Here is a 26559-nt window from a genome sequence, read left to right as displayed (position 1 = left end):
CTATGCCATGCCCTTTCGTTTTTTTAGCAAAGTGCACTTTCCAATAACGTCCGTACTGCGCCCTCAAGTAACGCCGCCAATGTTTTTTGTCACGGATATGGCCAAGACCGGGAAGAAGGCCAGGGTTAATTAAATCATAACTGTGACGCAGTAGTCGGATAACAGCCCCTCGCCAGATTTCTTCGACATCCTTTTTTTTGAAAAACACGCCATACACTATGTTTACTATCCAAACCCCTCGAGTGACGGAAACATGAACATGCGGATGTTGATTGAGTTGCCGGCCATAAGTATGCAAGGCACAGAAAATACCAATTTCGATACCCTGTTTGCGAGCCAACTGCAGCATAGCTCGAGTGGCTGCCCGAAACAGAGCATTAAGTAGCGGCCAGTTATTGTTAAAAAAGGCCAAAGGAGATGTGGCATGGTGAAAGTAATGTGTTGCCAGTCGCAGTCGGGTAAAATATGAACCTGCTGTGCTAACCACTGCTCGGTGGCTTTAAAAGCCACATGAACTGCAGGCTTTTGACTTACAGCTTTGGCAGAAAAAAACGGCTGTGAGAACAATCAGACGAAGCGCAACAATAGCGCCGGACACCCATGGCACAAGTGCCGCAGGCAAGCATGCGCTCCACAGATAAACTCGTCCACGAACTAACGCTATCGCCGTATTTTTCGAGGAATTTATTCCAACCGTCATCAATGGTGAAAAGTAGTTTAGCAGGACGAGGGATATACATCTGACTCAATTACCTTATGGGCATCTTGCCAAAGAAACAGAAATTGCCAGATTCGTCAGCCCAGTTATCGGTGTGTTTATCCCAGGGTTCAAAGGAAACAGGGATTATTCCTAGCTCCGCATAGGTGATGAATTCATCGGCAGGCAGACTTTCAGTTATTCCCCTCAGTGTAGTCGTATCCAGCGTCATCGGCTTGGTCTTGGCGTTGTTTAAAACCCCTGATAATCGTGACTAGCGGCGGTAATACTCGCGTCGAGAAAAAATTGGGGCCGAGTCGGAGGCAGTGGCGTATGGCTTCTTTTAGGGTGTCATAAAAAAATTCAGGCGGTCTGTCATCATCATTTTCGGGTGGGAGAGAGAGCATAAAACGTTTCGGATAAACAGGCGCTGTGGCACGTGAAGTGACGGGCAGCCTGCCTGATTTAACCGGTTTACGCTTTCTGGGAGATTTATTGCGAGCCATCGAGATGAATCCCTGAAAAAAATTAACCTACTGCAGAGTATAAAACAGTACTTAACTCATTAACATCCCCGAAGCAGCACCGCTGCGCCGCTCACGCGTAGCGTGCTACGTTCTTTGATAATGAACGAGCAGAATCGTGGCAGCAAGGTTTAAGAGAAGCTTTCGACTACTTTGGTGGTGTACCACAGGAAGTATTGTGTGATAACGCAAAATCCCTCATCATCGAACGGGATGCTTATGCAGAAGGTGATCATAAATTACATGTCGAAATGCTTCAAATGTCGAAAGATTACGGGTTTAAATTGAAGGCTTGCAAGCCCTACAGGGCAAAAACGAAAGGGAAAGTAGAGCGCTTTAACCACTATTTAAAAAACAGCTTTATCGTGCCATTAAACACCGACCTTCGTGCTCATAATCTTGAACTGGATATTGAAATAGCTAATGCAAAAGTGGGTCCATGGTTACAACGCGTTGCCCATCAGCGAATTCATGGAACAACGTTAGAGAAGCCAGCAGATAGATTAGCTAAGGAAGTTAAGTATCTTCTACCCTTACCAGCAAGGGTTTGCCAATCTATCCCACAGACTAATACGCTTAATATCCCTATCGTACCGCCCCTTGAATCTGTCAGTTTGCAACACTCAATCAGCGTATACAAAGCATTACTGGGAGGTGAACATGTTATTGCATGAACAAATTGAACACCTGTGTGAGTCATTGAAATTAAATTCTATTCCGACTCATTGGTCATCACTTGCCGAAAAATGCATTGCCCAAGACAAAAGCTACGGAGAGTTTTTACTGTCCCTGTTAAAATGTGAGCAACAACAACGAGATGAACGAACTCGTAATCTTTTGAGTCGGATGGCAGGATTCCCAGCACATAAAGAACTTAATACGTTCGATTTTAAGTTTGCAACGGGGATCCCCAAACAACACATACAGGAATTAAGCGCATTAACGTTTATTGAACGTAATGAAAATGTCGTGTTGCTTGGCCCAAGCGGTGTAGGCAAAACGCATTTAGCTATTGGGTTAGGATTAAAAGCAGTACAGGCCAAGAAGAAAACCCGCTTTACCACGGCAGCTGAACTGATGTTGCAACTCTCAACTGCCAAACGACAAAATAAGCTCAAACAATATCTATCACGTTCGGTGATGGCCCCGAAGTTGTTGATTATCGATGAGATTGGATACCTGCCGTTTGGGCGAGAAGAAGCAAACCTGTTTTTCAATGTGATTGCCAAGCGTTATGAGCATGGCAGTGTCATATTGACGAGTAACCTATCATTTGGGCAATGGCCAAGTGCTTTTGCTGATGACGCAACATTAACTGCCGCTATGCTTGATCGTTTACTTCATCATTCGCATGTACTGCAATTAAGCGGTGAAAGCTACCGATTGAAAGATAAGCGGCGCTCAGGAGCAATAACTGAGTAAAACAGTGGATCAATTTTGATTGATCGGATTTAGATAAAAAGTGGATCAGTTTTCGGTGATCGTTGACACCCATCAACAGATTTATCGTTTTCGAGGGGCGGTCGATGCGTTAAAAGCCCCTTTGCTTAGTGATGCTGACCGACTCTGGTTAACGCATAGCTTTCGCTTTGGTGCCTGTATCGCGGATATGGCGAATGCATTACTAGCCATGAACGGTGAAACGCATCAGGTGGTTGGCAGAGGTGAAAAAGATGACATTCTTATTGATGTTCCTAAGCAAGGTTTTCGTCACCGCGCCATCCTCAGTCGAACGATAGCCGGCGTAATTGGTTCAGCGCTGGAAGCCAGTAGCAAAAAAGCAACTATCTACTGGGTCAACGGGATAGAGGCTTATCGTATCGATGAATTAATTAACCTTCACTGGTTTTCACTCGGCAAGCGAAAAAAGATGAGTCACCAACGACTTTACACAGAATATCATGATTATTCGAATTATAAGCGTATGGCGAATGCCAGTGGTGACCAGGAGATGTTGCAATCTATCAAAATCATCGAAAAATTCACGCCATTACCAAAAAAAGTCGATGTGTTACGTAAACGAACCGTAGATACTGAAGAGGAAGCCAGTATTACCGTTACCACTGCCCACCGCGCAAAGGGATTAGAGTGGGATATTGTCGAAATCAATAATGACTTTCCGAATAATCTTTTTGACCCTAAAATGGACAAAGCAGCTTTTAGAGATGAAGTGAATTTGCTGTATGTCTCGGTAACCCGAGCAAAAAAGACACTTATCATCAACAAATTGTTGGTAAATATTCTGGCTAACGTTGCTGAGAATAAAAAAATGGCAGAAGCTTAACTCAGGAATGCCTGTAAAACAGCCTGTAATCGATTGTGAGTTACCGTCTTTAAAGTCAACCTTAAAATCCATGAATTTAACGTCTAAGAATTTCAAAAATTTTTTAACAAAAAATTAACCTATTTATTCTGTAATTTTAGGTTAACTCCGCTTCCTCGTCCGTTCGCTTGCTCTCAGACTCCGGTGAGCGGATAGAGTTAGCTTAGAGGATGGTTTGTCGATTAAAGCCAAAACTGAGTTTGCGTTATCATCTGTAAATCGATTTTAAGACACCTAGGAAGCCCGTAGCGCTATTTTCTCTATGTAAGACATGAAAACGTACCAACTAAAATTTAAAATGCCTTAAAATCGATTTTATGAAGCGAAAATTTGGCGGGCGTAGTTTTGGTCATAAGCTAGACCCGTCTTTAATACTCCATAGCACAAGTGAACTAATTTCCTCATTGCCGCACCTAGAGCGGACATTTTTGACTTACCTCTTGCTAATAGACGATCATACAATGACTTGATATGTGGGTTATGGCGTATTGCTGTTATGGCTGAGAAGTATAATTTTGCGCGAATTTGGGACGATCCTGTTTTGGATAAGTGAGCCCGACCGTTAACAGATGTGCCAGAACGCCGTTCTACAGGGACTAATCCCAGATAGGAGGCAACCTGTTCTGCACTAGTAAAGTCATGGCTCCTTAACACCATAAGCATGTTGGCACCTACCTGATTACCAATTGACTTGATTGATGTCAGCAATTCCATGTCTTGCTTTAATTTTGGATGATTATCAATATGATTAGAAATTTCAGATTCAATAGCCAGCAACTCTTTTTCTAATATTTTTATGCACTTAACAAGTGACTGTCTAACAATCTTTGGTGTAGACGTTGTTAACGTCTTTTCCTGACGGTTTTGTTCACGCAATAAATCAGCTAAAAGTGCCTCTCGACGGTTGATCAATGATTTCAATGCTCGAATTTCTGGCAATGGAGCTATCCATGCTGAAGGCTTTTTTAACTCCCCATAACACGCTAAAACGAAGGCATCGACTCTATCTGTTTTAGTTAAAATACCCATGCCTTTTGCAAATTCTCTTATACGATAAGGGTTTACGATGGAAATATGAATACCCATATCATAAAGTTCAATGCAGAGTTGTTCGTGATAAGTCCCTGTGGACTCAAGAGTAATCCTTACATCTTCGAGTAAACATTTTTGTTTTTTCAGCCACTCAATCAATGTCCTAGCTGAATGCTGATCATTTTTTATGACTTTAGTTTTTTGTTTTCCCTCAATAACTTTAGCTAACAGGCAGATATCTAACTTTTTTTTACTGACATCTATTCCGACTTGATACATGAGAATACTCCTTTCACATAATAAACCATCATGCCTATTCTGCTTGTACATACAGAGTCAATGCTCTTGGTAACCGTTCAATTTAAATGCTGGCATGAAAGGGGAAACAGAGGGCTTTAACTCAGAAACAAGGTTGTCCCATTAGCGATTTTACAAGCTCACTCTGTTTCATGCGATAGTAGCTAACTATCACAAAAAACAAGATACAAGCCATTTTCCTGTGATTAGCCAAAGGATTGCTAGTAACAAAAAATAAACGCCCCTGAGAAGATAGGGTGCGTTTTTGTATGGCTGGATTATGATGTCTGAAATGTAATGATTAAATAGCGTATTTAATATAGCGGGTTTGTTTGCCATAATTCAATCTGACGCGAGCAATTATTGAAGATATCGGATGAGTAAAAAATTCACCCCAACGCCACATGACGCGATATTCAAGCAGTTTTTAAGTGAGAAAGAGACGGCAAAAGATTTCTTTACTGTCTGGCTACCGGATGAGATTAAGTCGCTGTGTGACTTAGATAGCCTCAAAGTGGAATCTGGCTCTTTTATCGATAGTGAGATGAAAAATTACCAGAGTGATATCCTGTATTCAGTCAGCACCTCAAAGGGAAGTGGATATATTTATGTTTTGATTGAAGCACAATCTTCGCCTGATAAGCTCATTGCATGGCGACTGATGCGCTATAGCATGGGCGCGATGCAAAAACATTTAGACGCTGGCCACAAAAAGTTACCTTTAGTGTTTCCTATACTGTTTTACACAGGTGAAAAGAGTCCTTACCCCTATAGTACAGATTGGCTCGATTGCTTTAGTGGGCGGGATATTGCCGAAAAGATTTATACCAAACCGTTTAGGCTCGTCGACGTGACCACGCTTGATGACGGTGAAATTATGCAACACAAGCGAATAGCGCTACTAGAACTCATCCAGAAGCACATTCGCCGACGGGATATGACAGAGCTTATGAATGAAATTGTCACGCTGTTGTCGTATAATTATTATACCGATAATCAGGTCATTACACTGTTTAATTATCTCATCCAGGAAGGTAACGCCAAAAAGCCAATGGAATTTATCACTGAGATAGCCAAACAATCAGAGAAACATGAAGGAGCACTTATGACTATTGCTCAACAAATTGAAGAAATAGGTATTCAAAAAGGTATTCAAATTGGTGAACAAAAAGGCAAACTTGAAGGCGAAAAACAGGCTTCGATGAAGATAGCGCGCCAACTTCTTGAGAAAGGCGTAGAAAGAGATATCGTGAAACTATCAACAGGTCTCACTGATACTGAAATGAGCAACCTGTTTAAAGATTAAATTATGACCGAACGTCAGAAATTAACCCTCAATCGTCCTAGAAAGGCTTCACAGGAAGGGCAGACCTCAAATACCTCTGTTTACGGTAAAAAGGTCTGGGTCAATGCTGCGCCCAAAAAACAGGCAAAAAAACCGAAACCCCAAAAGGTAGTAAAACAACAGCCCAAGAAGCTGGTTGAAAAACCTAAACAGGAAGTGAAGGTTAAAACACCAAAACCACCAACACCGCCCAAAAAGCGATTGCCGTTAGATGAAGCTATTTCACAAATCAGCACGTTTTGGCCTTATCTTTTCCCTGAAGGCAAGTTATGCCCAATGAAAATTGGTATCCAGCAGGATATGTGGCAAGAAGTGAAGGAAAACGATTTCCCAATAGCCAGAAGGCGTTTAAGAGCGTGTTTAGGGAGTATTGGTCATCACGCTGATTATCGTGCACTTATCCAGTTAGGTGCTAATCGTTATGACAAATCCGGACAGATATCAGGAATTGTCACCCAAGCCGATGTTGAGGATAATCTGCAACGTTTAGCACGGCGAAATAAAAACAAATGAAAGAATCTGAATTAATTGCTCATGCTGAAAATGCCACTTTGTGGAAAAAATATCCGACACTAACAAATTGGGAAGTCCGTTTTTTAAATAATATCATCACTTCGTATCGGCAATGGAATAACATTTCACCGAAACAAAAAGCCGCCACATTTAAAATCCTCCAAAGAGTGTGCGAAATCAAATAGGGGTTTTACGCCATATCAAAACTGCAACAGGCGATTTTCAAAAATCAGCCGATTAGTCGTACAATTGCTTTTACTCCTTATGACGGTAACTTCCATGCCTACGGTATAAAAACCATAAAGAGAATTGGGTGGATCAATTTTGATTGATCGGATTTAGATAAAAAGTGGATCAGTTTTCGATGATCGTTGACAAAGCGGAACTCTGTTATGATTTATTTGGTGATTTGTTGCTTATTCAGCGTTGGGGCGGATTGGGTAATCGACTTAATGGGCAACTAAAATTGTTTCTGATTTACTTACCGGAGTGGCACGGCTCCATGCGATTGATAGGCAGTGCCGGAAAAGAAAAAATCCTTATCATCGGGTAGAATAACCTAATATCTATTTCCTTTTTAATTTTACTTAATGTTTTTATAATCGATGACCAAACAAGAGTTAACAGCCCTGAATATTGCGGGTTTTATAAAAAGCCAAACATTAATACTCTTAGATAAGCTCAATCAGCTTAATCTGGATGATTGTGCAGATGAGTGCGAAGATTTGTACGACATGGCAGAAGAGCTTTATCTTAATTTGAAAAAAACACTGGAAAGATGATTACTCACCCTATTCTTTGCACAGAAAAACAAGCAAAAGATTGTAGTTACTCATAAAAATAAGGATGTCGCCGCTAATGGCGGCTCCGCTTATGTTTCCTTACAGGGTGTTAAAAACACAGTGAAAAAAAGCCTATTGCTTAAATAGATTGAATTCCCGCACAGAAATCAAATTTATCAATCGAATTAATTTCAACTTTGAAGGACTCCCTTACTGCCCGATGCCAGCTTGCCATACGCCCATTTTTAGGGGACGGCAAGCCTTCAAGTGGCTTTCGCGGCATATCCTCGCCATACATGGCTCCGGTATTCCACGTTCCACTTGACCCCAAATGGTCAATGGCTGCGTGACATCCGGCAGTAAGGGAACGGTGACATGGGGTCACCTCCTGCTGTCCCACTAAATAGGAGACACTCCCATGTCCCGATTTATACAAGGCGACAGCCTGAAAATTATGGCAACTTTTCCTGATAATGCAATCGATTTTATCCTCACCGATCCGCCCTATCTGGTTGATTACACGGATCGCTCAGGGCGCTCAATTGCTAATGACAAAACTGACGAATGGCTATTACCCGCCTGTCAACAAATGTTTCGCGTATTGAAGCCCAATAGTCTGATGGTCAGTTTTTACGGCTGGAATCGGGTTGAAAAATTTGTTGATGCGTGGAAAAAATCCGGCTTCCGTATTGTTGGTCATCTCGTTTTCAAGAAACGCTATACGTCGAAAACTGGGTTTTTAGGGCACAGCCACGAAAATGCTTATCTGCTGGCGAAAGGCCGTCCGGTAATGCCCGTCAAGCCAATGAAAGACGTACAGTCATGGCAATATACAGGTAATCTTTATCATCCAACTCAAAAGCCCGTTAGTAGCTTACAACCGCTCATAGAGTCTTTTACGCAGCCTAACGCAATTGTACTCGATCCGTTTGCGGGTTCTGGCTCTACCTGTATTGCTGCTGCGCTTTCAGGACGGCGTTATATTGGTATTGAGCTTCTTGCTGAATATCATGCCATTGGTCAACAACGTATTGCCGCTTTGCGTGCTCGGCGTGTTGCTTAAAGAGAAAATAAAGGGCGGTCTATCCGCCCAGTTTTATTATTTATTTTTCGTTGTTAATCGCGATTGTTGGATTAGGTACTGAACTTGATATCTAACAATCAATAACTCAATAGAATTCAAAAAACTATTTTTCAAACAAACGTTAATCATCAAACTAGAGTTAAACAAGATATTAATCAGTCCGTGGTGAGAGTGATTCCATAATCATATCCATCGAAAAACCACGACTTTGGAGATACCTAATCTGCTTCGCTTTTTCCTTAGGCTCAATAGGTAAATCTTCACCAAACTTTTTAACTCGACTCTCTGATGCCATCTCAAACCAATCAATATCCAGAGAATTAATTAAATTTTCAGTAATTTCTCTCGCAATCCCTTTTTGACGTAGTTCGAGTCGAATTCTTGTCACTCCATACTGTTTTCGTAAAAAACGAGTGAGCATATTTTCAGCTATACGCTGGTCATTAATATACCCCTCATCTCTTAGATTATTGAGCGTCACTTCAACATCGATAGAGTCCTCTGTTAATTGACTCAAAATTCTCCGCATTTCACCGTTGGTATAATCCTTACGAGATAGTAATGACACTGCATGATGATATAGTTTGTCTAACCTTTTCATATCTATAACCTTTTATATGAAAAATGCTATTTATCTAAAAAATAGAATCCTGAAATGGATCCAAATTTTTTTGGATTCATTTCAGGATTGAACAAAGGGCTTGCCCTGCGTTAGTAATTTTCTTTTTTCTTCTTCAAATTGCTTCTGGATTTTTTCAGGCAGCCGTTTTAATACGGTTTGTTGCATCTGATAAGCATCGATATAACCTTCAATTCTTTCATCATGTTTTTGTTGCGTGTAAAACAAAAAACCTAACATACAACCGCAAAATAGGGTACTAAAAATCACCAAAACCGCCATAATGACAGACAGGGTGTGATTCTTGTCGCGCTCATTTTCTGCCAACGTGATGGTCATTTCATTTTTCGTCTGTGCAATTAATTTTTTGAAATTTTGGGCTTCCGTTTTAGCCGATGCATTTATTTCTGCCCGATATTTTTCAAGTACCTCCTCAACACTTTTTTCGGTCTGTTCAACGGCATCGGCAATTAATCTTAATGACCCTTCTATAGCATACTTAATATCAGCAGGTAATGCGGTGATTTGGTCGTTCACACGACCTAAATCGCCGATTAGCTCGATCATCAGCGCATCTCTGGCACTTCTTGGATTAGGTTCTTTTTCATCCATTCTATTCAATCTCGATTAGTTGGTTTGGTTGAACAAATTTTCATAAACGGAATCCAGATTTCGTTTAACGCTTTTAGCCAGGGCTTTAAGGCCAAACATATCCGCCCAATGATTTCTGTCTTTTTCGCTGGCCTCTTTGTTATTTTTTAATAAGGATTTGTAATCCGTTTCGTCAGAAAGGAGCGCATCCACCGTTAATCCTTTGATAGACAAGGCGTCAAACAGCTCATTTTCAAAAATGGCGCACTCTTTATTCAGAGTGAAATTTTTTGCTTTTTTATGATGATTAATCACAAAACAAAATTCTTCATCAACGTCATTATCCACTCTGTTGAAAATCACTTTTATTTTTTCTTTGGCAATGCCAATACTTGAAAGTGTATTAATCATCAACACCGTTTCTTTTTGTTCTTTTGTGCCCGATGTAACGGGAATTAAAAATAAATCAAATTCTTCATGTGAATCATCAAACTTGATCATGTTGTTCATGAATTCTTCGATATTAGATGCGCCAATATCGATGATTGCCGTTTCTTCAAGCATCATTTTCTTAAATAATGCTCTGAATTTATTGCCATCCATTTTTTCCACGTCAATCCCTAATCCCTGAGCCGTTTCATTGATTGATTCGATGGCAAAAATTGGTGCTTGCATCCGAGGCGATAATAAGTGAGCGGCCACCGTGGTTTTTCCAACGGTGCCGGTATAATTAAGTATGGCAATTTTCATTATTCAGGCTCCTGATAATTTTCTAAGTCTTCCAGATTAATAGATTGTTCTCTCAATTTTTTTAAATCTGACGGGTTGCGGATTTTTTTACGGTGTCGGGTTGAGTTGTTTTATCCAACTTTTGTGGTTGACTCATGTTCTTGGTTGTAGGTACAAACCGTATTTTTGCGAGCAAATCAGCGCAATATTTTTGGATGTAGCGGTTAAATTGGGATTCACTGAGAGAAAATTGATAGGTTTTAACTAAGTGCAGATAGATTTGTCGGTTGGTCTCTCCTTCGTTAAGTTTTTCTCTGATCTCATTAAGGTGTTTTATGAAGACAGCGCGCCCAATTCTTGATTTTGATCTCCAGTCCTTCATTGTTTTGCCTTTAGACTAATCGATTTTTGTCAGAATGCTCATTAAAGCATATTAATGCGTACTAATGATTATTAGTGGCATTATACCTCCATCTATTGCGTATTAAAGCTTTTTATTGCGTAATAGTGAAGATTAATGAATGCCTGGATCAGTCATTGAAATACCAGAGGCACGTGACCGATGTTTACAATGGGCGAAAGCCCACTGTAAAATCGACCGTGCCAAAGGGGGACCCCCTTTGAAACCCCAGACAAAAACAAGTTAATTTTTCTGTCAGAAAAATGGCGACGGTCAGGCCACCTCTGGCCCGTCATAATCGGCGTCCGATTGCGGTGTTTCGGTTTCATTTTCATGGTGTCTATCGATAGGAGTGGCTTGCCAAATGCGGCGTTGACCGGATTTGTTCACCGATTTGCCATCCGCTTGTGTTTCTGTCCACTTAACCGGGACAACGCCTTTATCTTCAAGTCTAATTGGCTCATTCGTTTCAAGGCCCACGACGGCATCTTCCAGCCCAACACCCCACAAGGTCTTGACGTTGCCATCATCAAGTTGCAATTTAACAAAATAACTGTCATTGCGTTTTTCTTCCGGTTTGCTCATGTCGGGTTTAAATTTAAAGGGCGCAGCACCGTGTTCAACCAGATAGCCTTCAAAAACACCCAGCTTGTCTGTTGAGGGTGCTTGCGTTTCCTTTTCTGGCTCACCTGACGCTGCTTTTTGATTATCGAGCGTTGTTTTTTCTGTATCAACAGGATTGTAAGGTTTTTCAATACGTGAACCCGTTTTTTCAATCGCCAGTTCTGCTTTTCTGGCTTCCAGTTGCTGATTCATTCCCTTGTCCGTGAAATGAATATCCAGATTGTTTTTAGCCACCACCTCAATTATTTGGTCTTTAAACGCCTGACTGCCCTTAATCGTTAAGGTGCTGCCAAACTTTTCTTTGGCAAGTGTCAGGGCGACCATGATGGCTGAATCTGTCATCGCCGCTTTTCTGACCGTAATGGCATTACCGGTATCGACAAACAAGGTGCGATCGGTTTTTTTATCCAAATAATGTACGTTCTTACTTAACTTCGCGCGTTTGGTGTAAAGATCGAACGCTGAGATTGCGCGTTTCTCATTATCCGCGCTTTTTCGCTCTAATTGCGCCTGTAAATGCCGAATGAATAATTCAAAGCGCGATTTAGCCGGCATGGCTTTGTCATCAGGTATAGCGCCGCTAATTGAATTATCCGGCGTACGGGATGATGGAATTAATTGACGAATAGTTTTACTCCCCATATCGGGTTTCTCCATTTCAAAAGGTAGATTAGGATGCCTGATACCCTGATGCGCTTTCAGGCGTTCGAACGTTAACACTGACAGGAATTGACTTTTTTCTTTGCGAGTTAAACGCGCATCCCGCATGATGGTCCGACGAACAGTGAAAAATTGATTATCAATGGTATGGATTGCTTGACGATGAGCGGGTTCAATACGGTTTTCTGTTGCGCGACGTAAAAAATAGGCGGCGACATGGGAGGCATTTTTATTTGTTTTTGGCATCACCCTACGAACCAGGGACACGACGGTCGATTTTTTCTGATGATTTTTTTGCTGAAAGAAGCTGTCGCTACGCTGTTGTATTTGTTCGAGGGTGGCCACTGCATGGGGATTTAAGGCATAAGGTGGAAGTGTCAACGTGCCGGCGACTGCTCCTCCCATTCCTTCCCTGATTCGATATCCGGCTCGCTCGAGGGATTCGGTGAGACTGGGGATGCCAGGAATGTGGGTAAACCGGTCTGCATCGGTGTATCTTCTTCCGTTTCCTGCCCCTGATAAATCAGATCGCAATCCATCACTTCGTCCTGATGTTGACTGTCCCAGGTGAAGGTGTGCATCACCCGGCAAAAACACCGTATGCTCGGCTGTGAGACCGTGCCGGTGAGCTGCCACATTGCCGCCGGACATACTTTGCAGGCCATCGGCAAATGCGGTAATGCGTCCTGTTTGAGTTTCAGCAAGACTTCGCTGGTGATAGTTTTGCCGTTTGGCAGGGTGTAACTCATGCTGACCCCTATATTTTTCGTAAAAGTCAATTTGCCGTTTCGCCAGTAATAATCGTTTCTCTGCCGGCGCGGCAGACTGGTAAAGTTTGATGAATTTGGATGAGGCTTTACTGACATATTTGATTTCTTTCGCGCGCTGCGGCCAGCCCTTTAACCGTTCCTGGATAACCTGTTTATCCAGTGGGGGTTTTTTCAGTTCGCGACGGACAATAAAATCCTCCTGGAAAATGGTTTCTTTCAAATTGGTAAATTTGGCATTACCCGGCAACTTGACGGCAATGTATTCGTTCTCTTTGCCTTTATTACGAATGCGGGTCTCGCCATAATCAGCCACTAAGTTATAAAAATCGTGGCGCGTATGTATCGCTTTATCGACAATCTCAGTGACGAGCTTCTGTTTGAAATCGCGATTTTTACTCAGAAAATCATCCCCCTTGTAACGCGATAACACCTCCGCTACATTAGTAGGATTGATGCGGATATGTTCACGTGGGGATTGAAGCTGATATTTCTGGTTAATGTACTCCTGAAACGCCTCGAAATATGAAACATGGGAATCGAACCAGCCACGAGGATTCATTTCTCGCCCGGATAAAAGATTTTTTCGGAGAACCAGAATATGAATATGCGGCTTTCTCTCAATCATTTTGCCGGTCTTTTTGTCGGGCAAAAATTTGATTTTCGGAATATGCGCTTCCGCATAAAAATTGTATTCTTCTGCTTCATAGGCGTACATGAGAAAATCTTTAAATTCTTGCGTAAGGGCGAGTAAGGTTTCATTAGCTACACACTCTTCACGAAAAGAAAGGGTAAAAGAAACGTAACGTTCTTGTCCCTTATCGGGGATCTGTCGATAAATCATTTGGGTTAAATCCAGATCCCCATAAAGAATAACCCGCTCATCCAATTCTTCACGTGATAAATCGCGCCCGTTTTTTTTGCCTTCCTCAAGATATTCTTTACCGCCATCGTTATAGCCTTTGACTCTAATTAACATCGTGGACTCCTGATAACAGCAGTTCCCTGATATCAATCAGCCCGTTATTCACCTGCCGGTAAAGTCGTTCAGAGACTTTTTGGGTGAGATGGGCAATATTGACCTGATGGGCGATTTGATTCAGGTTGTTACTGGCTTTGTTGTAGAGAAACATGAGGTGGCCTAACTCCTTTGACGGTAAAGATTGCACGGTAAGATTTACATTTGCCTGTAAAAATACTTCACGAAAAAAAGCCGATCTCGTCATCTGCGATGTCAGCAGTTTTTCCTCAAAATGCGAAAAATCTTCCTGAGACAGACGAAAAGCGACCACTTTATCTTTTAATTTGGACATAACAGCATCCTTTGAAAATGGGGCAATAAAATAGCGAGGGAAAATAAAGGATGAGGAAGAAATTTTGATAATTAAAAAAACAACTTAAAATCTTTTCCGACAGGGTTCAGTGCGGTTAAACTCAAATCCCACTTTTCCAGTGGTTTTATCTTGTAAAATCAACATGGCATTGAAATTTTTCCCTGCTTTGCTTTTAAAGCCTTTAATCATGCCTGTTTTTCCCTTTTGAATGAGAATTTCAACCTGTTTAGCGGTGAGTTTTTTCTCTGCCACCGTAGACCAGATTTTAAAGTCACAGCCGGTACAGGCAAACAGTTTGGGACGCACCACAATATCCTTACCACAATTGGGGCAGGGTGTGGCTAATCTTTCTACCTGTCCACTGTTGGGTTTTGTTTCGCCTTTAATTTCACCCACGCTGACTGTATTGACGTGCTGGCGCAAATCATCGATAAGCGTATTCACAAATTCATCAACCGTTTTACTGCCTTGCTCGATATCGCTTTGTTGTGCTGACCAGAGCGCAGTCATATCGGGAAGTGTCGCTGACGCTGGCAGAGCGCGGAAAAATGCCACGCCGGTTTCAGTGGGGATCAACTTCCCTTTTTCTTCACGGATAAACTGGCGGTTTTTTAGTTTTTCCAGCATGTCAGAACGTGTGGCGGGTGTACCGATGCCGCCGTGCTCATCCTTTTTGTCTTTATCCTTTTCTTTTAGCAATTGTTTAATTTGTGCATCTTCAACGAAATCCGCTACCCGCACCAGTGCTGCCAGTAGCGTGGCTTCGGTAAATAGCAGCGGTGGCGTGGTTTTCTTTTCATTCACGGTCACCGCATCACAACGGCCGGTTTCCCCGGTGCGTAATGCCTGTAGCACGCCAAACGCGCTGTCCGGCATATCCTCATCGCTGGCGTCTGACGCTTCACCTTTGAGAAAGGCGCTAAACCCGGCATCCATCGTTTTTGTTGCCCGTGCGCTAAAGGTTTCACCTTCAACCTCAACGACAACTGAGGCTTCCAGATAACGCTTGTTGGGCATGAACTGCACCAGATAATGTTGTGCGATTGCTAGATAAACTAACCTTTCATGCTCACTAAGGGCGTTTAATTCCGGTACTTTGGCCGTCGGGATAATCGCGGTATGCGCCGTTACCTTGCCACTGTCAAACGCCTTGCTTTTACGGCTCCGATCAAGAGCAAGTCCGTTAAAATCGCTAATACCTTGCAGTGCCTCAAGTACCTGTGGCGCTTCGTTAAACTGCTCGTCAGATAGATAGGAGCAATCTGAGCGGTTATAGGTGATCGCTTTGTATTTTTCGCGTAGCTGCTGGGTGATTTCCAGCGTTCGGGCCGCCGTCATTTTGTGCTGGCGGTTCATCGTCTGTTGCAATCTCACCAGATTGAACGGAAGCGGCGGGGCGGTTTCTTTCTCCTGCACGCCAGCGGCCTTTATATCGGCGTCCTTGCCGCGTAAACGTGCTGCCAGTGCATCGGCATAACTTTTGCTGGTAAGGCGCTTCTTGTCGTCCTGCGGCGCATTTTCGTTGACCTTCCAGTTGGCGGCGAATGTCTGGCCGTTAACGGCAAAATCCCCGATAAGCGGGTAGTAAAAACTCGACGTATGCGACTGATTGGCGAGATAGCGGCGTACTATCAGCCCAAGGATCGGCGTTTGCACTCTTCCCACGGACAAGACGCCCCGATAGCCGTTTTTGCGTCCTTCAATGGTATAAGCACGGGTCATGCTCATACCGTAAATCAAATCGCCAGCGGCCCGTGCGAGTGCTTTGCGGTAAATTCCTTTGAAATGGTGATTATCTTTCAGTTGGGACAGTGCCTTTTTAACGGCGGCGTTGGTGTTGTCATTAATCAGCAAACGCTTAACTGGCTTGCTGTTGCCGGTATATTCCAGCAATTCCTCAACCAGTAATTGCCCCTCGTCGTCCGGGTCGCCTGCGTGGATAATCACATCAGCCCGGTTAATCAAGTCAATGACGGTTTGGGTATGCGCTTCCTTTCCGGCAATCGGCTCATAGCGCAACGGGTAAAGCAGCAATGGCAAATCCTTGGCTTTCCACTGCGCGTAATCTGGATTATACGCTTCCGGTTCAATCGATTTCAGGAGATGGCCGTAGCACCATGTCACGACGTTATCGGCTGATTCAAGATAGCCGTCTTTTTTCTGGAAATGGTCACCCAGTGCTTTAGCAATATCCTTCGCCACAGAGGGCTTTTCTGCGATATATAGGTTCATACTTTTTTCCTAAAAGGGATATCAATTCAAACGAGTAGAATGGTTAGATTAGATGTCGAATAATTCTAAGGCAGAAGCAGCCTCTACAATGGCTGAAAGTTGGGGCGTAGGTAAGTAATGCTTATAGCTAACCCAAACAGGCTTGATTTTGCCATCGACTTCGACTGCTATGGGTCTTCTTTCAATAAAATCCCTGTCCAGCCAGACTCCATTGAATAAAGGAATACTTTTCATTTCAAAATAAACTTTTTTGGCTTCATAAGTCATTTTGTTAAGTATATGCATTAGATATCGGCAAACCAGAGCAAAATGTTTGACATCACCATCATCTTTTTTATCAAAATCGATAAGTCCCCATTGACGTACTCTGAATTTACCTGAAACCATAATGAAGCTGCGTTCAGTTTTCGTTGGAAATGTCCACGTGGCATAAAAAGAGAAAAAACCACGCTCTTTTTCTATCCAGGCTTCAGCAACAAAATGCGCTTCGCCATCTACTGAGACACGATGGGGAACATGAAATTTAACGTTATATTTTGAAGCAGGTTGTGTGTATTTACCCAGTATAAAGGTATCACCAACCTTCATGTCTCTGATTGAACGCTGAAAATAAAGAGGCATCCGGCAGTACCGCATAAAATCATAGATGGTGTTAATTGAACTCATTTTCATAAATGAGTTCCTTACCAATGAATAGGATAAGCCGGAAATGTTAACCAGCTTTCAAGTAGGTATTCCGTTTCCTTGTCCCAGCAAAAGTAATATCCATGTGGATTGAACCAGACTGAACGACCGTCTATGTTACCAATCTTCTCGGCGCCCCTTAATAATTGCCTCACATAAGAATTAGGCTGAAATGTATCTATTAGATTGATGTTTACCAACTCTGCCCTTGAGTACTTGTCGATGTTGGATCTACAGGCCTCAAACTGGGCATCAACTATTTGACCATTTTTTGTTTGATGGACAAAGCACTCCCAGATCACATCATTAATAGTTAAAACATGTTGTTGACTGATATTCACAAAAGAACTTTTTATTATATCTTTTTCATCAAAATTCATTTTCTCTGGAAAGCTAATGACAAATTCAAAAGCATCTCCTTTGCCGTGACTAAAGAGGGGCTTTAGGCGTTCTTCTAACTCAAATTCATTTCTGAAAGCGCGCACATCACGAATAAAGCAGGACATATACAGGTACTTCTCATTTTTGAACATGCCTTGCAAATCCTCTCCATGCAAAAGCACATAATTACTGATGCGGTCGTACAAATCAGGATCTTTTATTGTAATGTCTATGCCAATATCTGCTATTACTTTATCTGTTTTCAAATAGTCCCATAGGATAACTTCCCTACCAATCCGCGTATTAAAACGTTCTTTATCAGATTTATTGAATTTGCCATTCATCTCTGTAGCAATATCCTTCGCTCTAGAGGTTTTTTCTGCGATATACAGGTTCATTTTTCAACCTCTCAGTTTGCCAAATTGTTTCATAATGTCGCTGACTATTGCCGGATCTACCGTGGGACATCCGTCCAGAAAATCACGCCGTTTAACAAAGGTTTTCCATGGGTCAAAACCGTGTCGTCCAAATTTCCTAAGGGAGAAAAATTTACGAACAGCGCCACTACACTCACTTTGATTGCTGCCTTGTAGCTTCCCGTACATGCACAGTACAACGGTACACGGGTCGCCTGAGTCAACTTTTTCTTGAGCAGAAAGAGGAATACTGGCTGCAAGTAATAGCCATGTTGCAGTGAAGAGGGTTTTATTCATAATGACTTTCCTATCAAGTTGGTTTGAACTACGCTGATTGAGTATTTATTGAAAATGGTTATAAGGTTGACGTGACATGAAATTATGGAGAAACCTGTATTTACTAATATCTTCTTTGCTATCTCTCTCTTGTAGTATGTCTTCGCCAAAGGGTGTAAAGGCTGTAGAAAATTTTGATTTGAATCAATATCTCGGTCTCTGGTACGAAATTGCCCGACTAGACAATCGTTTTGAGTGTGGCCTAGAACGGGTTACCGCCAATTACATGCTTAATCCCGACGGGAGTGTGAAAGTCATTAATCGGGGATTTTTGCCCGAGCTGCATCAATGGCGAAAAAGTATAGGTAAAGCAAAATTTATAGGTTCCCCGAAAAAGGGGTCACTGAAAGTTTCCTTCTTCTGGCCGTTCTATGGTGGCTACCATGTGATAGCGCTCCATCCAGAATATCGTTATGCGCTGGTAGCAGGGCCAAGTCGAAACTATCTTTGGCTGCTTTCACGCACACCTAGGCTCGAGACGGCGGAAACGGAGTCTTTGCTAAATCTTGCCAGAGAACTTAATTTCCCGTTGATAAATTGATATGGGTGAATCAGGATGAGTAGAATTTTAATTAATGCAAATTGCTTCACATTGGAAGCGAACAAAAATTGCGGACCACCTGATAAAATCCAGTTTTTATGCTCATCTGGTTTCACATGACAGGCTACATAATCAAAATGGCTGCCCGGTAAGTGAAAGCCTGCGATCGCACAAAAATCGTGTGAGCCAATATTTTAGCACCTGAATTGGTTTTATGATAGGAAACAGGACCCAGTCCAGTCGTTTTGGTCCACCTGCCGGTTTGACAGGAAAGGAGTGCGCCTTTAACATCCCGACTCACTAATCCATTGAGGGCAGGACGAACCTTCAACGACGACTTTCTCGAGCTGTAAAATCTCCGGTTGATAAGCGGCCATCTGCGCGTACCGTACCGCCTTTAACTGTCCTCCAGTATAAATACTTTGTTGTTGACAGCGCGTATCCACTCATCATCAGACATATAAAATCCGCCCCTATGTTTGCTATTCATCCAGCCTTTATTATCCTGCGTGACCAGCCATCCCCCCTGACTTTTTATATCTCCGTTTGCGGTGACGGTTTTACTGAAAACCCCTTCTTTGGCATTAACAGCATTCGTGTTATTGAGATTGTTACCACCCATATCAATAGCGGTGTTCATCCGATTCAACTCAGGCTTATGTTTCACCTGAAAGCGATACAGCCGGTCGCTTTCCTGCAATACGCTGCCTAATATTTCTGACGACAACGCAATGGCAATATGTCCATATCGACAATCGAGGCCAAAATCCCTTGGCTGGCTTGTCCAGCCGCCGTAAGCCCCGATAGCGATATTTTTTTCGTCAACATAACCGCCCATACCGTTAATTTGAGCGGCAATCCGCCGCATTCCTTTTTCTGAAAGTGCGTTCCCTGTACGCTGCAGGTGAGCGCCTGTAATGCTGGCTGGCTTTGGCGCTGTTTTCACGACGCCGGTGACGTACTGCTGACCCAAGCCGTTTTTCTCGGCGAAGCCCTGTTGCAGATAACCGTTTTAATCAGTAACGAGGGCGTAATACGGTAGGGCAGGGTTTATTGAGTAATTCATCACGATGGTCAGCAATATACTGCTTTGCCGCTTCATTAAACTGACCGGCATGACGGGCCGCGACGACCCACTCCTGTTCATCCAGATAGTCACTGTATTTCTCTGCACCCAACAGGGCGGCAAGGGCTACAACCACCAATGCCCCCATGATTTCCAGCGAGACAAATCCGCGATGGATTTCTGGCTTTTTTTTCTTGATTGTTTTTTTCAATATGTGACCTCCTTAAAAATAACTTCCCATCTGCCCAACCTGTGTAATAGCCGCTACGCCACACAGAAACGGCGCAAACGGGGCTGAACGATAAGTGACGTTTTCTTGCCACTGCATCGGATGGCGTGATCTTCTTGCCAGCAAAAAAATCCCTCCTGAAACGGCGGCACCACTGATTACCCAGAGAACAGCCGGGAAGGAAAACCACATGCCCAATCCTGCCATCAGGTACACATCGCCCAAACCAAACTGCGCGTAGCCATCGCGACGATAAGCAAAGGTTCGCAGTCCCAAAAGCACACCAAAGATAATTAACGCGGCGAGTAGGGCGGTCAATACGCTCTCCGGGGACAGCAGAAGACGAAAGACAGCGCCCGTCAACCCAAACACCAGCGTAAAACAGCGCGGTAAGCAGCGACTGGCCGCATCCAGATAGATAAACAAGGCTAAAACGCGAGGAAAACCAAAGAAAACAGTCCCTGAAGCGGCGAGGGCGCTAGCATGGTCAATAGAAAGGTTAATCCGGTAAAAATCATAGACGTTACCGTAACCCGCCTACCGATAGCTGACAGCGGGCGCTCCTGATGAAAATCCAGAAATCGCCTTGCGACAATGACCACGCTGCTTTGCACGATGACGGCGCAGAGTCCCATCAACACGAGACTGACCGCGCTCATGGTTTCCTCCTGTCACCGCTGATAACCGGCCAGTAGCGCGCATAAATCTGTTGTGCGTAGCGCAAGCGTTTCTTTTCATTGCGGGGATGAAAGCCCGCGTTATATGACCCCAGACAAGCCCAGTTAACACCGCACTCACGCAGATGTTGCGCCAATATCCACGCGCCGATTTTAACGTTAAGGCACGGCTGATTGAGTAAATCCTGCTGGTTGCGGATCACTCCCATTTTCTGGAGTTTAGGGATATGGGTGGAATTGATCTGCATCAACCCATAATCCACGCTTAACACACGCCCCTGTTTATCTCGATTGATATTTACGGCTTTCGCAGACAGGCTGCTTTCCTGCTGGGCGATGGCTTTAAGCAGTTTGGGGTCAATCTGGTATATTGCGCCCGCCTCATTAAAACAAAACGCCTTTGCCGCCGTGGTTAAACATATGGCAAGCCACAAGGTAATCATTTTCACGATATTCGCTCCTTAAATGCAGAAAAAGCAACACTCGCCCTTTCTGCATCAAAAGGCTTTAAAAATTAAAAAAGAAGGGGGAATTAATTGTTAGATTTGAAAATGAGGGTATTGACGCCGACAGAGCCGTTATCCGCTTTACATTGTGAGCCGGCCTTTCAGCGGTCACTGCGCCGACGTTATTACTACCGGATATGGAAACCTCGTGTATCATGGCGCTGCCACTGAGTTTTGTTGCCATTGTGCTACAGGCTTCCTGTGGCACGTTTTATACGTGACGGAAAACCCTTTGTTATTGGTTGAGCCTTGCACTTTTTCCGGGGCAATGATGACATCACCGCCCCAGCCATTGGCTATTTTCGCATCGCCCTTTGATTTCTCTCCGTTAATGGTCATATTTCCGGGTACACCGCCAAATTGTACCAGTGTGCCGGTCATTTTCGCGCCATTGGTAAAGGGATATTCACCCTGGGTTTTTAGCATGCCGCGTGATTGCGTCACTAATGCCTGTACGTTAGCAATTTCGTCGTTAATGGTGCTTTTGTTAAACATGCCGGACACCGCGCCGACTGCGAGAACGATAGCGACGGCAATAATAGCCAGTACCCCCATCATTTCCAGACTTAAAAATCCCCGGTGAAGTGTTGACTGTTTTTTCATATTTTCCTCTTTGGTGTGTTGATAAAATGCCATTGAATTATTTTTCATTGCTTACCCCATTTGATTGACCATCGTATTTAAATCGCGGCTGGCTAATAACAGCAGCAACATATAACCGAATACCAATAAGAAGCAGAGCGCGGTTAACCAGAGCGTTTTTTTCTTGACCTGTTTGATGGTGATAGCCAACCAACGGTCAGCATAACGCTCAAGGCTGTGTTCTGTCCCCGCACCTTCGGTTAACAGCATCATTTGATTGACACAATCCCGTGAGGGAAAGTAGTAGCCGGTGCTTTTTAAAGCCAGTCCCAGATGTTCGCCTTGTCGCATATAATGGAGCGTTTCATTAATGCGCCTTTCCAGCCATGGACTCGCGGTTTCGCCAAGCATATTGACCGCCTGCATGACCGGAATATTGACGCGCAGCAAGGCGGCGATATTCAGCAAAAAATAAACGCCCTGCACGGCGCGATAGACTGACCACGGCGGCAGATTGTCGGCAATTTTTCGATTGACCCAATGGCCCATTGACCATGCCATCAATCCGAGCAGGGCCAGCAGGCCAAAGAGCAGTAACCACTCAAAATTAACAATAAATTCAGAAATACCTGTGAGCAGGCTTAAAGGTCCATCCCATTTCTCACGCGGCACCAGTCTTGCCAGCTTGGGGATAAACTTCTCACACACCATATGCATCATCAGCACTACAATCCCTAGTAGAAAACAGGGGTAGGCCAGTGCGCCGAACAGGGCGGAGACCATGGTTTTCTTGCCCTCGACAATCTGGCTGGCGCGCCGCAAGGCATCGGAGAGCTTGCCGGAAAGGATGCCGGAGCCAATCAGGGTGGCTTCCTGAACCGGCACCCACTCGAGCAGCACTTTTTCAAACGCCCCTTGCCCCTCATCCAGCGCAGACAGGCAATCGGTCAATAGCACCGCGTAGGGATGATGTTTGCGGCCAAAATCGGTGACCACGTTGCGCATATCGATAAAGGCTTGCTGCAATGATTTGTTGTTATCCAGCAGAAAGGCCAGCATGTCGTAGAAGGCAATGCGGTCTTTGGCGGAAAAGGTTTTTTGGTAAATCCAGCGGATGGTAGTGTCAACGTGAGGTTTAACAGCGAGAAAATCGATATTTAATCGAAACGACATATTTTACTCCAAAAAATGGTCGGTGACTTGAAAATGTCTTATATGACCCCCATATTTTTATTGTTGAAGTCAACTTTGATCTTCGACATACAGACCCTCAAGGAGGGCATATGACTTCTTATCGTTCTTTATCTCTAATTCCTACCTTCAGTAATTATCTTCCTGATCGCATTACCCAAATGGATCGGCTGTTTAGTCGGCTAACTGGTGAAAAGCCCCTTGGCGATAATCCAGCTTATAACCTACGTCAGAAAGACAAGAACCATTATGAGCTAACGTTTAGTGTGCCGGGTTATTCACAAGATGAATTGGAGATTTCTGTGCATAATCATCAGATAACCATCAGTGGTAAAGTGAGCGATGAGAAAAATGAATCAGAAGATGAAAAAGAAGGTGTTAAATGGTTACATCAAGGCATTAGTAAAAATGGATTTTCTGTAAATTTCAGCCTTGAGCATCGAATAACAATTCAGCAAGCGACGCTGGATAAAGGATTATTAACCTTGCAATTTATCTACGAGATCCCTGAACATGAAAAACCGCAGAAGATTCCAATTGGCGTTCAAAATGAATCAGGCCGTGTGCTTGAACACAACGCGGCTTAACAATGACGCCCCTGATTGGGGCGTTTTTATCAATAATTAAATAACCGTTTTTTGTTCAATACCCATACGTTCAATAATCAAGGTTAGCTTTCCTTTGGGTGTTAATGATAAAATTTTACGGATTTTATCAATTTCTTGTGGTGGATAATCTATACCATTGATGTTTTTAATAATATCACCATTTTTAAGATGGTATTTATCAAGTTCCTTGTTCTCATTATAGAAAATCTCTATGCGATTATTATAATATCTAACTCCAATGTTTCTAACGGGATATTGGTTTTCTTTATGCAATGAGTTTGTGTCATAGCAGAAAAGCATTTTACTTGGCATAAACGCATAGCGATTAAAGCGGGATAAAAAATTCATACCTAAAAGATATTGGTTATTATTGTTTCCAGCTATTCTTATTTCCCCAAGTGGGTGATTATTGAATTTTAAACCAGTGAGTATGTAATCACGTCTTTTAATAAGACCTGTTACCTCCATTGCTGAAATATTATATTTGATAGGTGTTATTTTCCCATTTTGTTTTTTAAAGTACTCCAGAAAATCGTTCCCAAGGTCACTTCCATCGTTTCCGGTATCAACTCTCATCTTTATGTAATCATTGTTTCCATAATCTAGATACAAGGATGGTGATTCGCCATAGGCATCTGAATATGCTATGCAGTATGAATAAGTTGATATTGAAGGTGATTTTTTTGATATGGTTAAAAGTCTTTTTTTATTATCAATTTGCCAGTTAAATTTTCTAAAAGTATCAATGCCGATAATACCATCTATATTTGTACCGACTGCTTGAGTAAAAAGACTTAAATCTTTTGCAATCCATATTTCGTTATCACTGACTTCTTCTTTACCAATAAACATGCTCACTGGCTTAAGGAATTTAAGGTTTTTAACGTCGATTTTATCGTGAACACTTTTAAAGTTAGAGAAAATTTCCTTATGGAATGGATGCAAGGATGAGTATGAGACTTCCTGTGTTATTTCTTTAGCTATTTCTTCGTCGATAATGGTAATACTGGCACCTGTATCAACTAAGAAATGATATAACTTATTGTTGATGGAAACAGGAATAACCAGACTGCTATAAAAATTTTCATTTAAGATATCATTGGCAGCCTCATTTGATTTCTCTGGTTTTTTAACCGTACATCCAGATAAAGATGAAGTTAGAAGAGCCATAGAGAAGACTACTAATGTTGTCTTTGCACATACATTCATTACTTACGCACTCATACAGTGATAGATTAATCATAATACACATAAATACCTGTGTGTGTAATTTATTGAGGCAATAACGTATAACTATCTTCATCAATCGGGCAAATAAAATGCGCGGCCAGTGGGTCAACTTCTCCCGCATGGATGTAGTGCAGAACGTGCTGATTACGGGTCATGCCACCTAGTTTTCGATGCCAGTAGGTTTTCGCGGCCGCTTTACTTTTTGTCCGGTACAGTTCAAAAAATTGGGCATCCGGGGCAATCACTTCGGCTACCACAATCCGCCCGACAATCCCGTGATAACAGTGTTCGCAGCCTTCAAAATGGCGCATAAACACCTTTTCAGGCTGGCAATACTGTTCAATCAGGAAGCGATCATCCGCCTCAAGCTGCCCGGCAACCCGCTGATAAGGCACTTTGCAGTGCGGACATAAGCGCTGTACCAACCGTTGACTTATCAGCCCGATTAACAACAGCGGATCGGCCAGTAACCGTGCCGATACCCCTTCTATTTCGAGTCGCTCAAGGATATTCAGGCCATCATTGGCGTGAAGTGTCGTCATCAGCAGATGCCCGGTCATGGCCGCTTTTAGCGCAGTGATGGCAGATTCCAAATCGCGGATTTCACCGTTTAAAATCGCATCTGGATCACATCGAAGCGCGTAAGCCATCGACAACAGCCATGCGCGTTTGATTTCTTCGGTGTTTTTCTTGTCAGCGATGATCGGCGTCTGGATTGCACCGTAAATACGACCTTCTGGCGGGTCTTCAATGGTTAACAGTCGCCGTATCGGTAATTTGTTGATATAGCCCCATAGCGCAAGATAGGCGGCGGAGGCGGTGCGTAGCGTGGTGGATTTCCCGGATCCGGTTGGCCCGGATAAAATCATCATCCCTTCGGGACGACGCAACAGGCGTTTCAGTGCCCGGACTTGATCGGGCAGAAAGCCCAAGGATTCAAAATCCGGTACGGCATCGCCATCATCCTTAATCAGACGCATCACTACATACAGCCCGCCGACAGCAGGCATATGCGCATAGCGGGCACCAAATATTCCCAGCGGCTTTAAAAAGCGTTCAGCAATGCGGCCATCCTGATGAAGATTGGGGTAAAACTGCTTCTCAGTAACGTCACACATCGACAGGATAATGGTGGATGCCAGCGCCATCCCTTCGTCCTTGTCGATGCAGTCCAGACATTGCAGTTCACCGTGAACCCGCGCCTCAACATAGCAAAACTCGCCGCCATCACGCCCAACGGTAAAATGCACGTCCGACGCTGATAGCGCAATGGCTTTGCGGAAGTAGCTTAATACCCGCTGCTGATTGACGCTGTGTGCCGGGGCATCACCCGATTGTGGGAGGGCGACGTTGGCGATTTCATCCAGCGACAGGCTGGCCCAGCGGGTACGCCCCGGAAAGGCTTTCTGTACCCGGCTGACAAAGTGCTGAACCTTGAAATCTTCGCGGTAATTGTCCGCGATAAAAATATCAATCATGCCGTCCTCGGCCTGAGTCACCCGCACAAAGCGGGCGATATCGGCATCGGGTTGCGGAAGGGTATTTAGCATAACGTTTTT

The 26559-nt window shown here is 43.3% G+C and carries 34 protein-coding genes and 2 pseudogenes; 11 read left to right on the top strand and 25 right to left on the bottom strand.

The features are described from left to right. The 3 genes and pseudogenes from ArsFIN_RS23825 to ArsFIN_RS23815 form a co-directional block, all read right to left on the bottom strand. Positions 1–740 (bottom strand): annotated as a pseudogene (locus ArsFIN_RS23825) (IS91 family transposase); the annotation flags it as partial. 9 nt (positions 741–749) lie between these two features. Next, positions 750–929: a hypothetical protein gene (locus tag ArsFIN_RS23820; RefSeq protein WP_135678940.1), complete on the bottom strand. Its 180-nt coding sequence runs from the start codon at positions 927–929 to the stop codon at positions 750–752. Further along, the gene (locus ArsFIN_RS23815) at positions 892–1203 is read right to left on the bottom strand and encodes a hypothetical protein (protein WP_135678937.1); all 312 of its coding nucleotides are present in this window, start codon (positions 1201–1203) and stop codon (positions 892–894) included. Before ArsFIN_RS23815 ends, ArsFIN_RS23820 begins: the two co-directional genes overlap by 38 nt. Before the next feature lie 194 nt (positions 1204–1397). Here ArsFIN_RS23815 and ArsFIN_RS23810 point away from each other — a divergent pair, with 194 nt between their 5' ends. From ArsFIN_RS23810 to ArsFIN_RS23800, 3 genes are read left to right on the top strand one after another with little or no spacing between them, the layout of a single operon-like run. Next, entirely contained in the window at positions 1398–1895 is a 498-nt protein-coding gene (locus ArsFIN_RS23810; RefSeq protein WP_246067578.1) for a hypothetical protein, read from the top strand. Beyond that, positions 1882–2643: an IS21-like element helper ATPase IstB gene (gene istB, locus ArsFIN_RS23805; protein WP_135677409.1), complete on the top strand. Its 762-nt coding sequence runs from the start codon at positions 1882–1884 to the stop codon at positions 2641–2643. The genes ArsFIN_RS23810 and istB overlap by 14 nt, the downstream gene beginning before the upstream one ends. 55 nt (positions 2644–2698) lie before the next feature. Next, the gene (locus tag ArsFIN_RS23800; RefSeq protein WP_135678904.1) at positions 2699–3505 is read left to right on the top strand and encodes a 3'-5' exonuclease; all 807 of its coding nucleotides are present in this window, start codon (positions 2699–2701) and stop codon (positions 3503–3505) included. A gap of 354 nt (positions 3506–3859) precedes the next feature. Here ArsFIN_RS23800 and ArsFIN_RS23795 read toward each other — a convergent pair whose 3' ends face one another. Continuing rightward, entirely contained in the window at positions 3860–4855 is a 996-nt protein-coding gene (locus ArsFIN_RS23795) for an IS110 family RNA-guided transposase (RefSeq protein ID WP_135678901.1), read from the bottom strand. A 394-nt stretch (positions 4856–5249) separates the two neighbouring features. On the opposite strand from ArsFIN_RS23795, the gene ArsFIN_RS23790 reads away from it, so the two are divergent. The 5 genes from ArsFIN_RS23790 (at position 5250) to ArsFIN_RS23770 (ending at position 7513) form a co-directional block, all read left to right on the top strand. Continuing rightward, on the top strand, positions 5250–6179 hold the full coding sequence (locus tag ArsFIN_RS23790; protein ID WP_135678899.1) for an Rpn family recombination-promoting nuclease/putative transposase: 930 nt from the start codon (positions 5250–5252) through the stop codon (positions 6177–6179). 3 nt (positions 6180–6182) lie between these two features. Beyond that, positions 6183–6731, top strand: coding sequence for a ProQ/FINO family protein (locus ArsFIN_RS23785; protein WP_135678898.1), 549 nt, complete (start codon positions 6183–6185; stop codon positions 6729–6731). After that, positions 6728–6916 carry a hypothetical protein gene (locus ArsFIN_RS23780; protein ID WP_026824291.1) on the top strand — a complete coding sequence of 63 codons (189 nt, stop codon included), beginning with the start codon at positions 6728–6730 and terminating at the stop codon, positions 6914–6916. Before ArsFIN_RS23785 ends, ArsFIN_RS23780 begins: the two co-directional genes overlap by 4 nt. A 179-nt stretch (positions 6917–7095) precedes the next feature. Further along, entirely contained in the window at positions 7096–7284 is a 189-nt protein-coding gene (locus tag ArsFIN_RS23775) for a hypothetical protein (protein WP_135678896.1), read from the top strand. 52 nt (positions 7285–7336) lie between these two features. Further along, positions 7337–7513: a Rop family plasmid primer RNA-binding protein gene (locus ArsFIN_RS23770; RefSeq protein ID WP_071846930.1), complete on the top strand. Its 177-nt coding sequence runs from the start codon at positions 7337–7339 to the stop codon at positions 7511–7513. Positions 7514–7652: 139 nt separating this feature from the next. On the opposite strand, the gene ArsFIN_RS23765 is transcribed toward ArsFIN_RS23770, so the two are convergent. After that, positions 7653–7898, bottom strand: a complete 246-nt coding sequence (locus tag ArsFIN_RS23765) for a hypothetical protein (RefSeq protein WP_135678894.1) — start codon at positions 7896–7898, stop codon at positions 7653–7655. Between the two features lie 33 nt (positions 7899–7931). Between ArsFIN_RS23765 and ArsFIN_RS23760 the strand changes: the two genes are divergently transcribed. After that, positions 7932–8576, top strand: a complete 645-nt coding sequence (locus ArsFIN_RS23760; RefSeq protein ID WP_026824289.1) for a DNA methyltransferase — start codon at positions 7932–7934, stop codon at positions 8574–8576. 172 nt (positions 8577–8748) lie between these two features. On the opposite strand, the gene ArsFIN_RS23755 is transcribed toward ArsFIN_RS23760, so the two are convergent. The 10 genes from ArsFIN_RS23755 to ArsFIN_RS23710 form a co-directional block, all read right to left on the bottom strand. Further along, entirely contained in the window at positions 8749–9198 is a 450-nt protein-coding gene (locus tag ArsFIN_RS23755; protein WP_034250633.1) for a regulatory protein RecX, read from the bottom strand. A gap of 81 nt (positions 9199–9279) precedes the next feature. Continuing rightward, positions 9280–9828: a hypothetical protein gene (locus ArsFIN_RS23750; protein WP_026824287.1), complete on the bottom strand. Its 549-nt coding sequence runs from the start codon at positions 9826–9828 to the stop codon at positions 9280–9282. A gap of 15 nt (positions 9829–9843) precedes the next feature. After that, the gene (gene stbB, locus ArsFIN_RS23745; RefSeq protein ID WP_026824286.1) at positions 9844–10557 is read right to left on the bottom strand and encodes a StbB family protein; all 714 of its coding nucleotides are present in this window, start codon (positions 10555–10557) and stop codon (positions 9844–9846) included. A 61-nt stretch (positions 10558–10618) separates the two neighbouring features. After that, positions 10619–10918, bottom strand: a complete 300-nt coding sequence (locus ArsFIN_RS23740) for a hypothetical protein (protein ID WP_026824285.1) — start codon at positions 10916–10918, stop codon at positions 10619–10621. A gap of 291 nt (positions 10919–11209) precedes the next feature. Beyond that, positions 11210–13966 carry an LPD7 domain-containing protein gene (locus ArsFIN_RS29055; protein ID WP_026824284.1) on the bottom strand — a complete coding sequence of 919 codons (2757 nt, stop codon included), beginning with the start codon at positions 13964–13966 and terminating at the stop codon, positions 11210–11212. Further along, a complete protein-coding gene (locus ArsFIN_RS23730) occupies positions 13956–14300 on the bottom strand; it encodes a plasmid mobilization protein (protein ID WP_026824283.1) in 345 nt (114 codons plus the stop codon). Before ArsFIN_RS23730 ends, ArsFIN_RS29055 begins: the two co-directional genes overlap by 11 nt. 84 nt (positions 14301–14384) lie before the next feature. Then, entirely contained in the window at positions 14385–16553 is a 2169-nt protein-coding gene (locus ArsFIN_RS23725; RefSeq protein WP_135678892.1) for a type IA DNA topoisomerase, read from the bottom strand. 48 nt (positions 16554–16601) lie between these two features. After that, complete coding sequence (locus tag ArsFIN_RS23720; RefSeq protein ID WP_026824280.1) at positions 16602–17225, bottom strand: hypothetical protein; 624 nt, start codon at positions 17223–17225, stop codon at positions 16602–16604. 11 nt (positions 17226–17236) lie between these two features. Continuing rightward, positions 17237–18016, bottom strand: coding sequence for a glycosyltransferase family 61 protein (locus ArsFIN_RS23715; RefSeq protein ID WP_246067570.1), 780 nt, complete (start codon positions 18014–18016; stop codon positions 17237–17239). A 3-nt stretch (positions 18017–18019) separates the two neighbouring features. Continuing rightward, entirely contained in the window at positions 18020–18331 is a 312-nt protein-coding gene (locus tag ArsFIN_RS23710) for a TrbM/KikA/MpfK family conjugal transfer protein (RefSeq protein ID WP_026824278.1), read from the bottom strand. A gap of 76 nt (positions 18332–18407) precedes the next feature. Between ArsFIN_RS23710 and ArsFIN_RS23705 the strand changes: the two are divergent. Beyond that, positions 18408–18934, top strand: a pseudogene (locus ArsFIN_RS23705) (lipocalin family protein). Positions 18935–19035: 101 nt separating this feature from the next. Here the strand turns inward: ArsFIN_RS23705 and ArsFIN_RS23700 are convergent. From ArsFIN_RS23700 to ArsFIN_RS23665, 8 genes are all read right to left on the bottom strand, one after another. Next, positions 19036–19242: a hypothetical protein gene (locus ArsFIN_RS23700; protein ID WP_135678935.1), complete on the bottom strand. Its 207-nt coding sequence runs from the start codon at positions 19240–19242 to the stop codon at positions 19036–19038. A 66-nt stretch (positions 19243–19308) separates the two neighbouring features. Beyond that, complete coding sequence (gene pilV / locus ArsFIN_RS23695) at positions 19309–19884, bottom strand: shufflon system plasmid conjugative transfer pilus tip adhesin PilV (protein ID WP_167876773.1); 576 nt, start codon at positions 19882–19884, stop codon at positions 19309–19311. A gap of 43 nt (positions 19885–19927) precedes the next feature. After that, complete coding sequence (locus ArsFIN_RS23690) at positions 19928–20188, bottom strand: hypothetical protein (protein ID WP_135678930.1); 261 nt, start codon at positions 20186–20188, stop codon at positions 19928–19930. Between the two features lie 12 nt (positions 20189–20200). Continuing rightward, positions 20201–20632 carry a prepilin peptidase gene (locus tag ArsFIN_RS23685; RefSeq protein WP_167876772.1) on the bottom strand — a complete coding sequence of 144 codons (432 nt, stop codon included), beginning with the start codon at positions 20630–20632 and terminating at the stop codon, positions 20201–20203. 2 nt (positions 20633–20634) lie between these two features. Next, positions 20635–20865, bottom strand: coding sequence for a hypothetical protein (locus ArsFIN_RS23680; protein ID WP_135678926.1), 231 nt, complete (start codon positions 20863–20865; stop codon positions 20635–20637). Then, complete coding sequence (locus ArsFIN_RS23675) at positions 20862–21326, bottom strand: lytic transglycosylase domain-containing protein (RefSeq protein ID WP_034250640.1); 465 nt, start codon at positions 21324–21326, stop codon at positions 20862–20864. Before ArsFIN_RS23675 ends, ArsFIN_RS23680 begins: the two co-directional genes overlap by 4 nt. A 216-nt stretch (positions 21327–21542) precedes the next feature. Continuing rightward, positions 21543–22040 (bottom strand): type 4 pilus major pilin, encoded by a 498-nt coding sequence (locus tag ArsFIN_RS23670; RefSeq protein WP_246067575.1) that lies wholly within the window; start codon positions 22038–22040, stop codon positions 21543–21545. Between the two features lie 3 nt (positions 22041–22043). After that, on the bottom strand, positions 22044–23144 hold the full coding sequence (locus tag ArsFIN_RS23665) for a type II secretion system F family protein (RefSeq protein WP_026824274.1): 1101 nt from the start codon (positions 23142–23144) through the stop codon (positions 22044–22046). Positions 23145–23254: 110 nt separating this feature from the next. On the opposite strand from ArsFIN_RS23665, the gene ArsFIN_RS23660 reads away from it, so the two are divergent. After that, positions 23255–23749 carry an Hsp20 family protein gene (locus ArsFIN_RS23660; RefSeq protein ID WP_026824273.1) on the top strand — a complete coding sequence of 165 codons (495 nt, stop codon included), beginning with the start codon at positions 23255–23257 and terminating at the stop codon, positions 23747–23749. A gap of 36 nt (positions 23750–23785) precedes the next feature. On the opposite strand, the gene ArsFIN_RS23655 is transcribed toward ArsFIN_RS23660, so the two are convergent. Continuing rightward, the gene (locus tag ArsFIN_RS23655) at positions 23786–24940 is read right to left on the bottom strand and encodes a retroviral-like aspartic protease family protein (RefSeq protein WP_162143454.1); all 1155 of its coding nucleotides are present in this window, start codon (positions 24938–24940) and stop codon (positions 23786–23788) included. Positions 24941–25041: 101 nt separating this feature from the next. Next, entirely contained in the window at positions 25042–26550 is a 1509-nt protein-coding gene (locus tag ArsFIN_RS23650) for a GspE/PulE family protein (RefSeq protein ID WP_135678886.1), read from the bottom strand. Positions 26551–26559 lie beyond the last annotated feature (9 nt).

This window comes from Arsenophonus nasoniae (genome assembly GCF_004768525.1).
Classification (GTDB): domain Bacteria; phylum Pseudomonadota; class Gammaproteobacteria; order Enterobacterales; family Enterobacteriaceae; genus Arsenophonus; species Arsenophonus nasoniae.
This window is presented reverse-complemented; position numbering and strand designations above follow the sequence as displayed.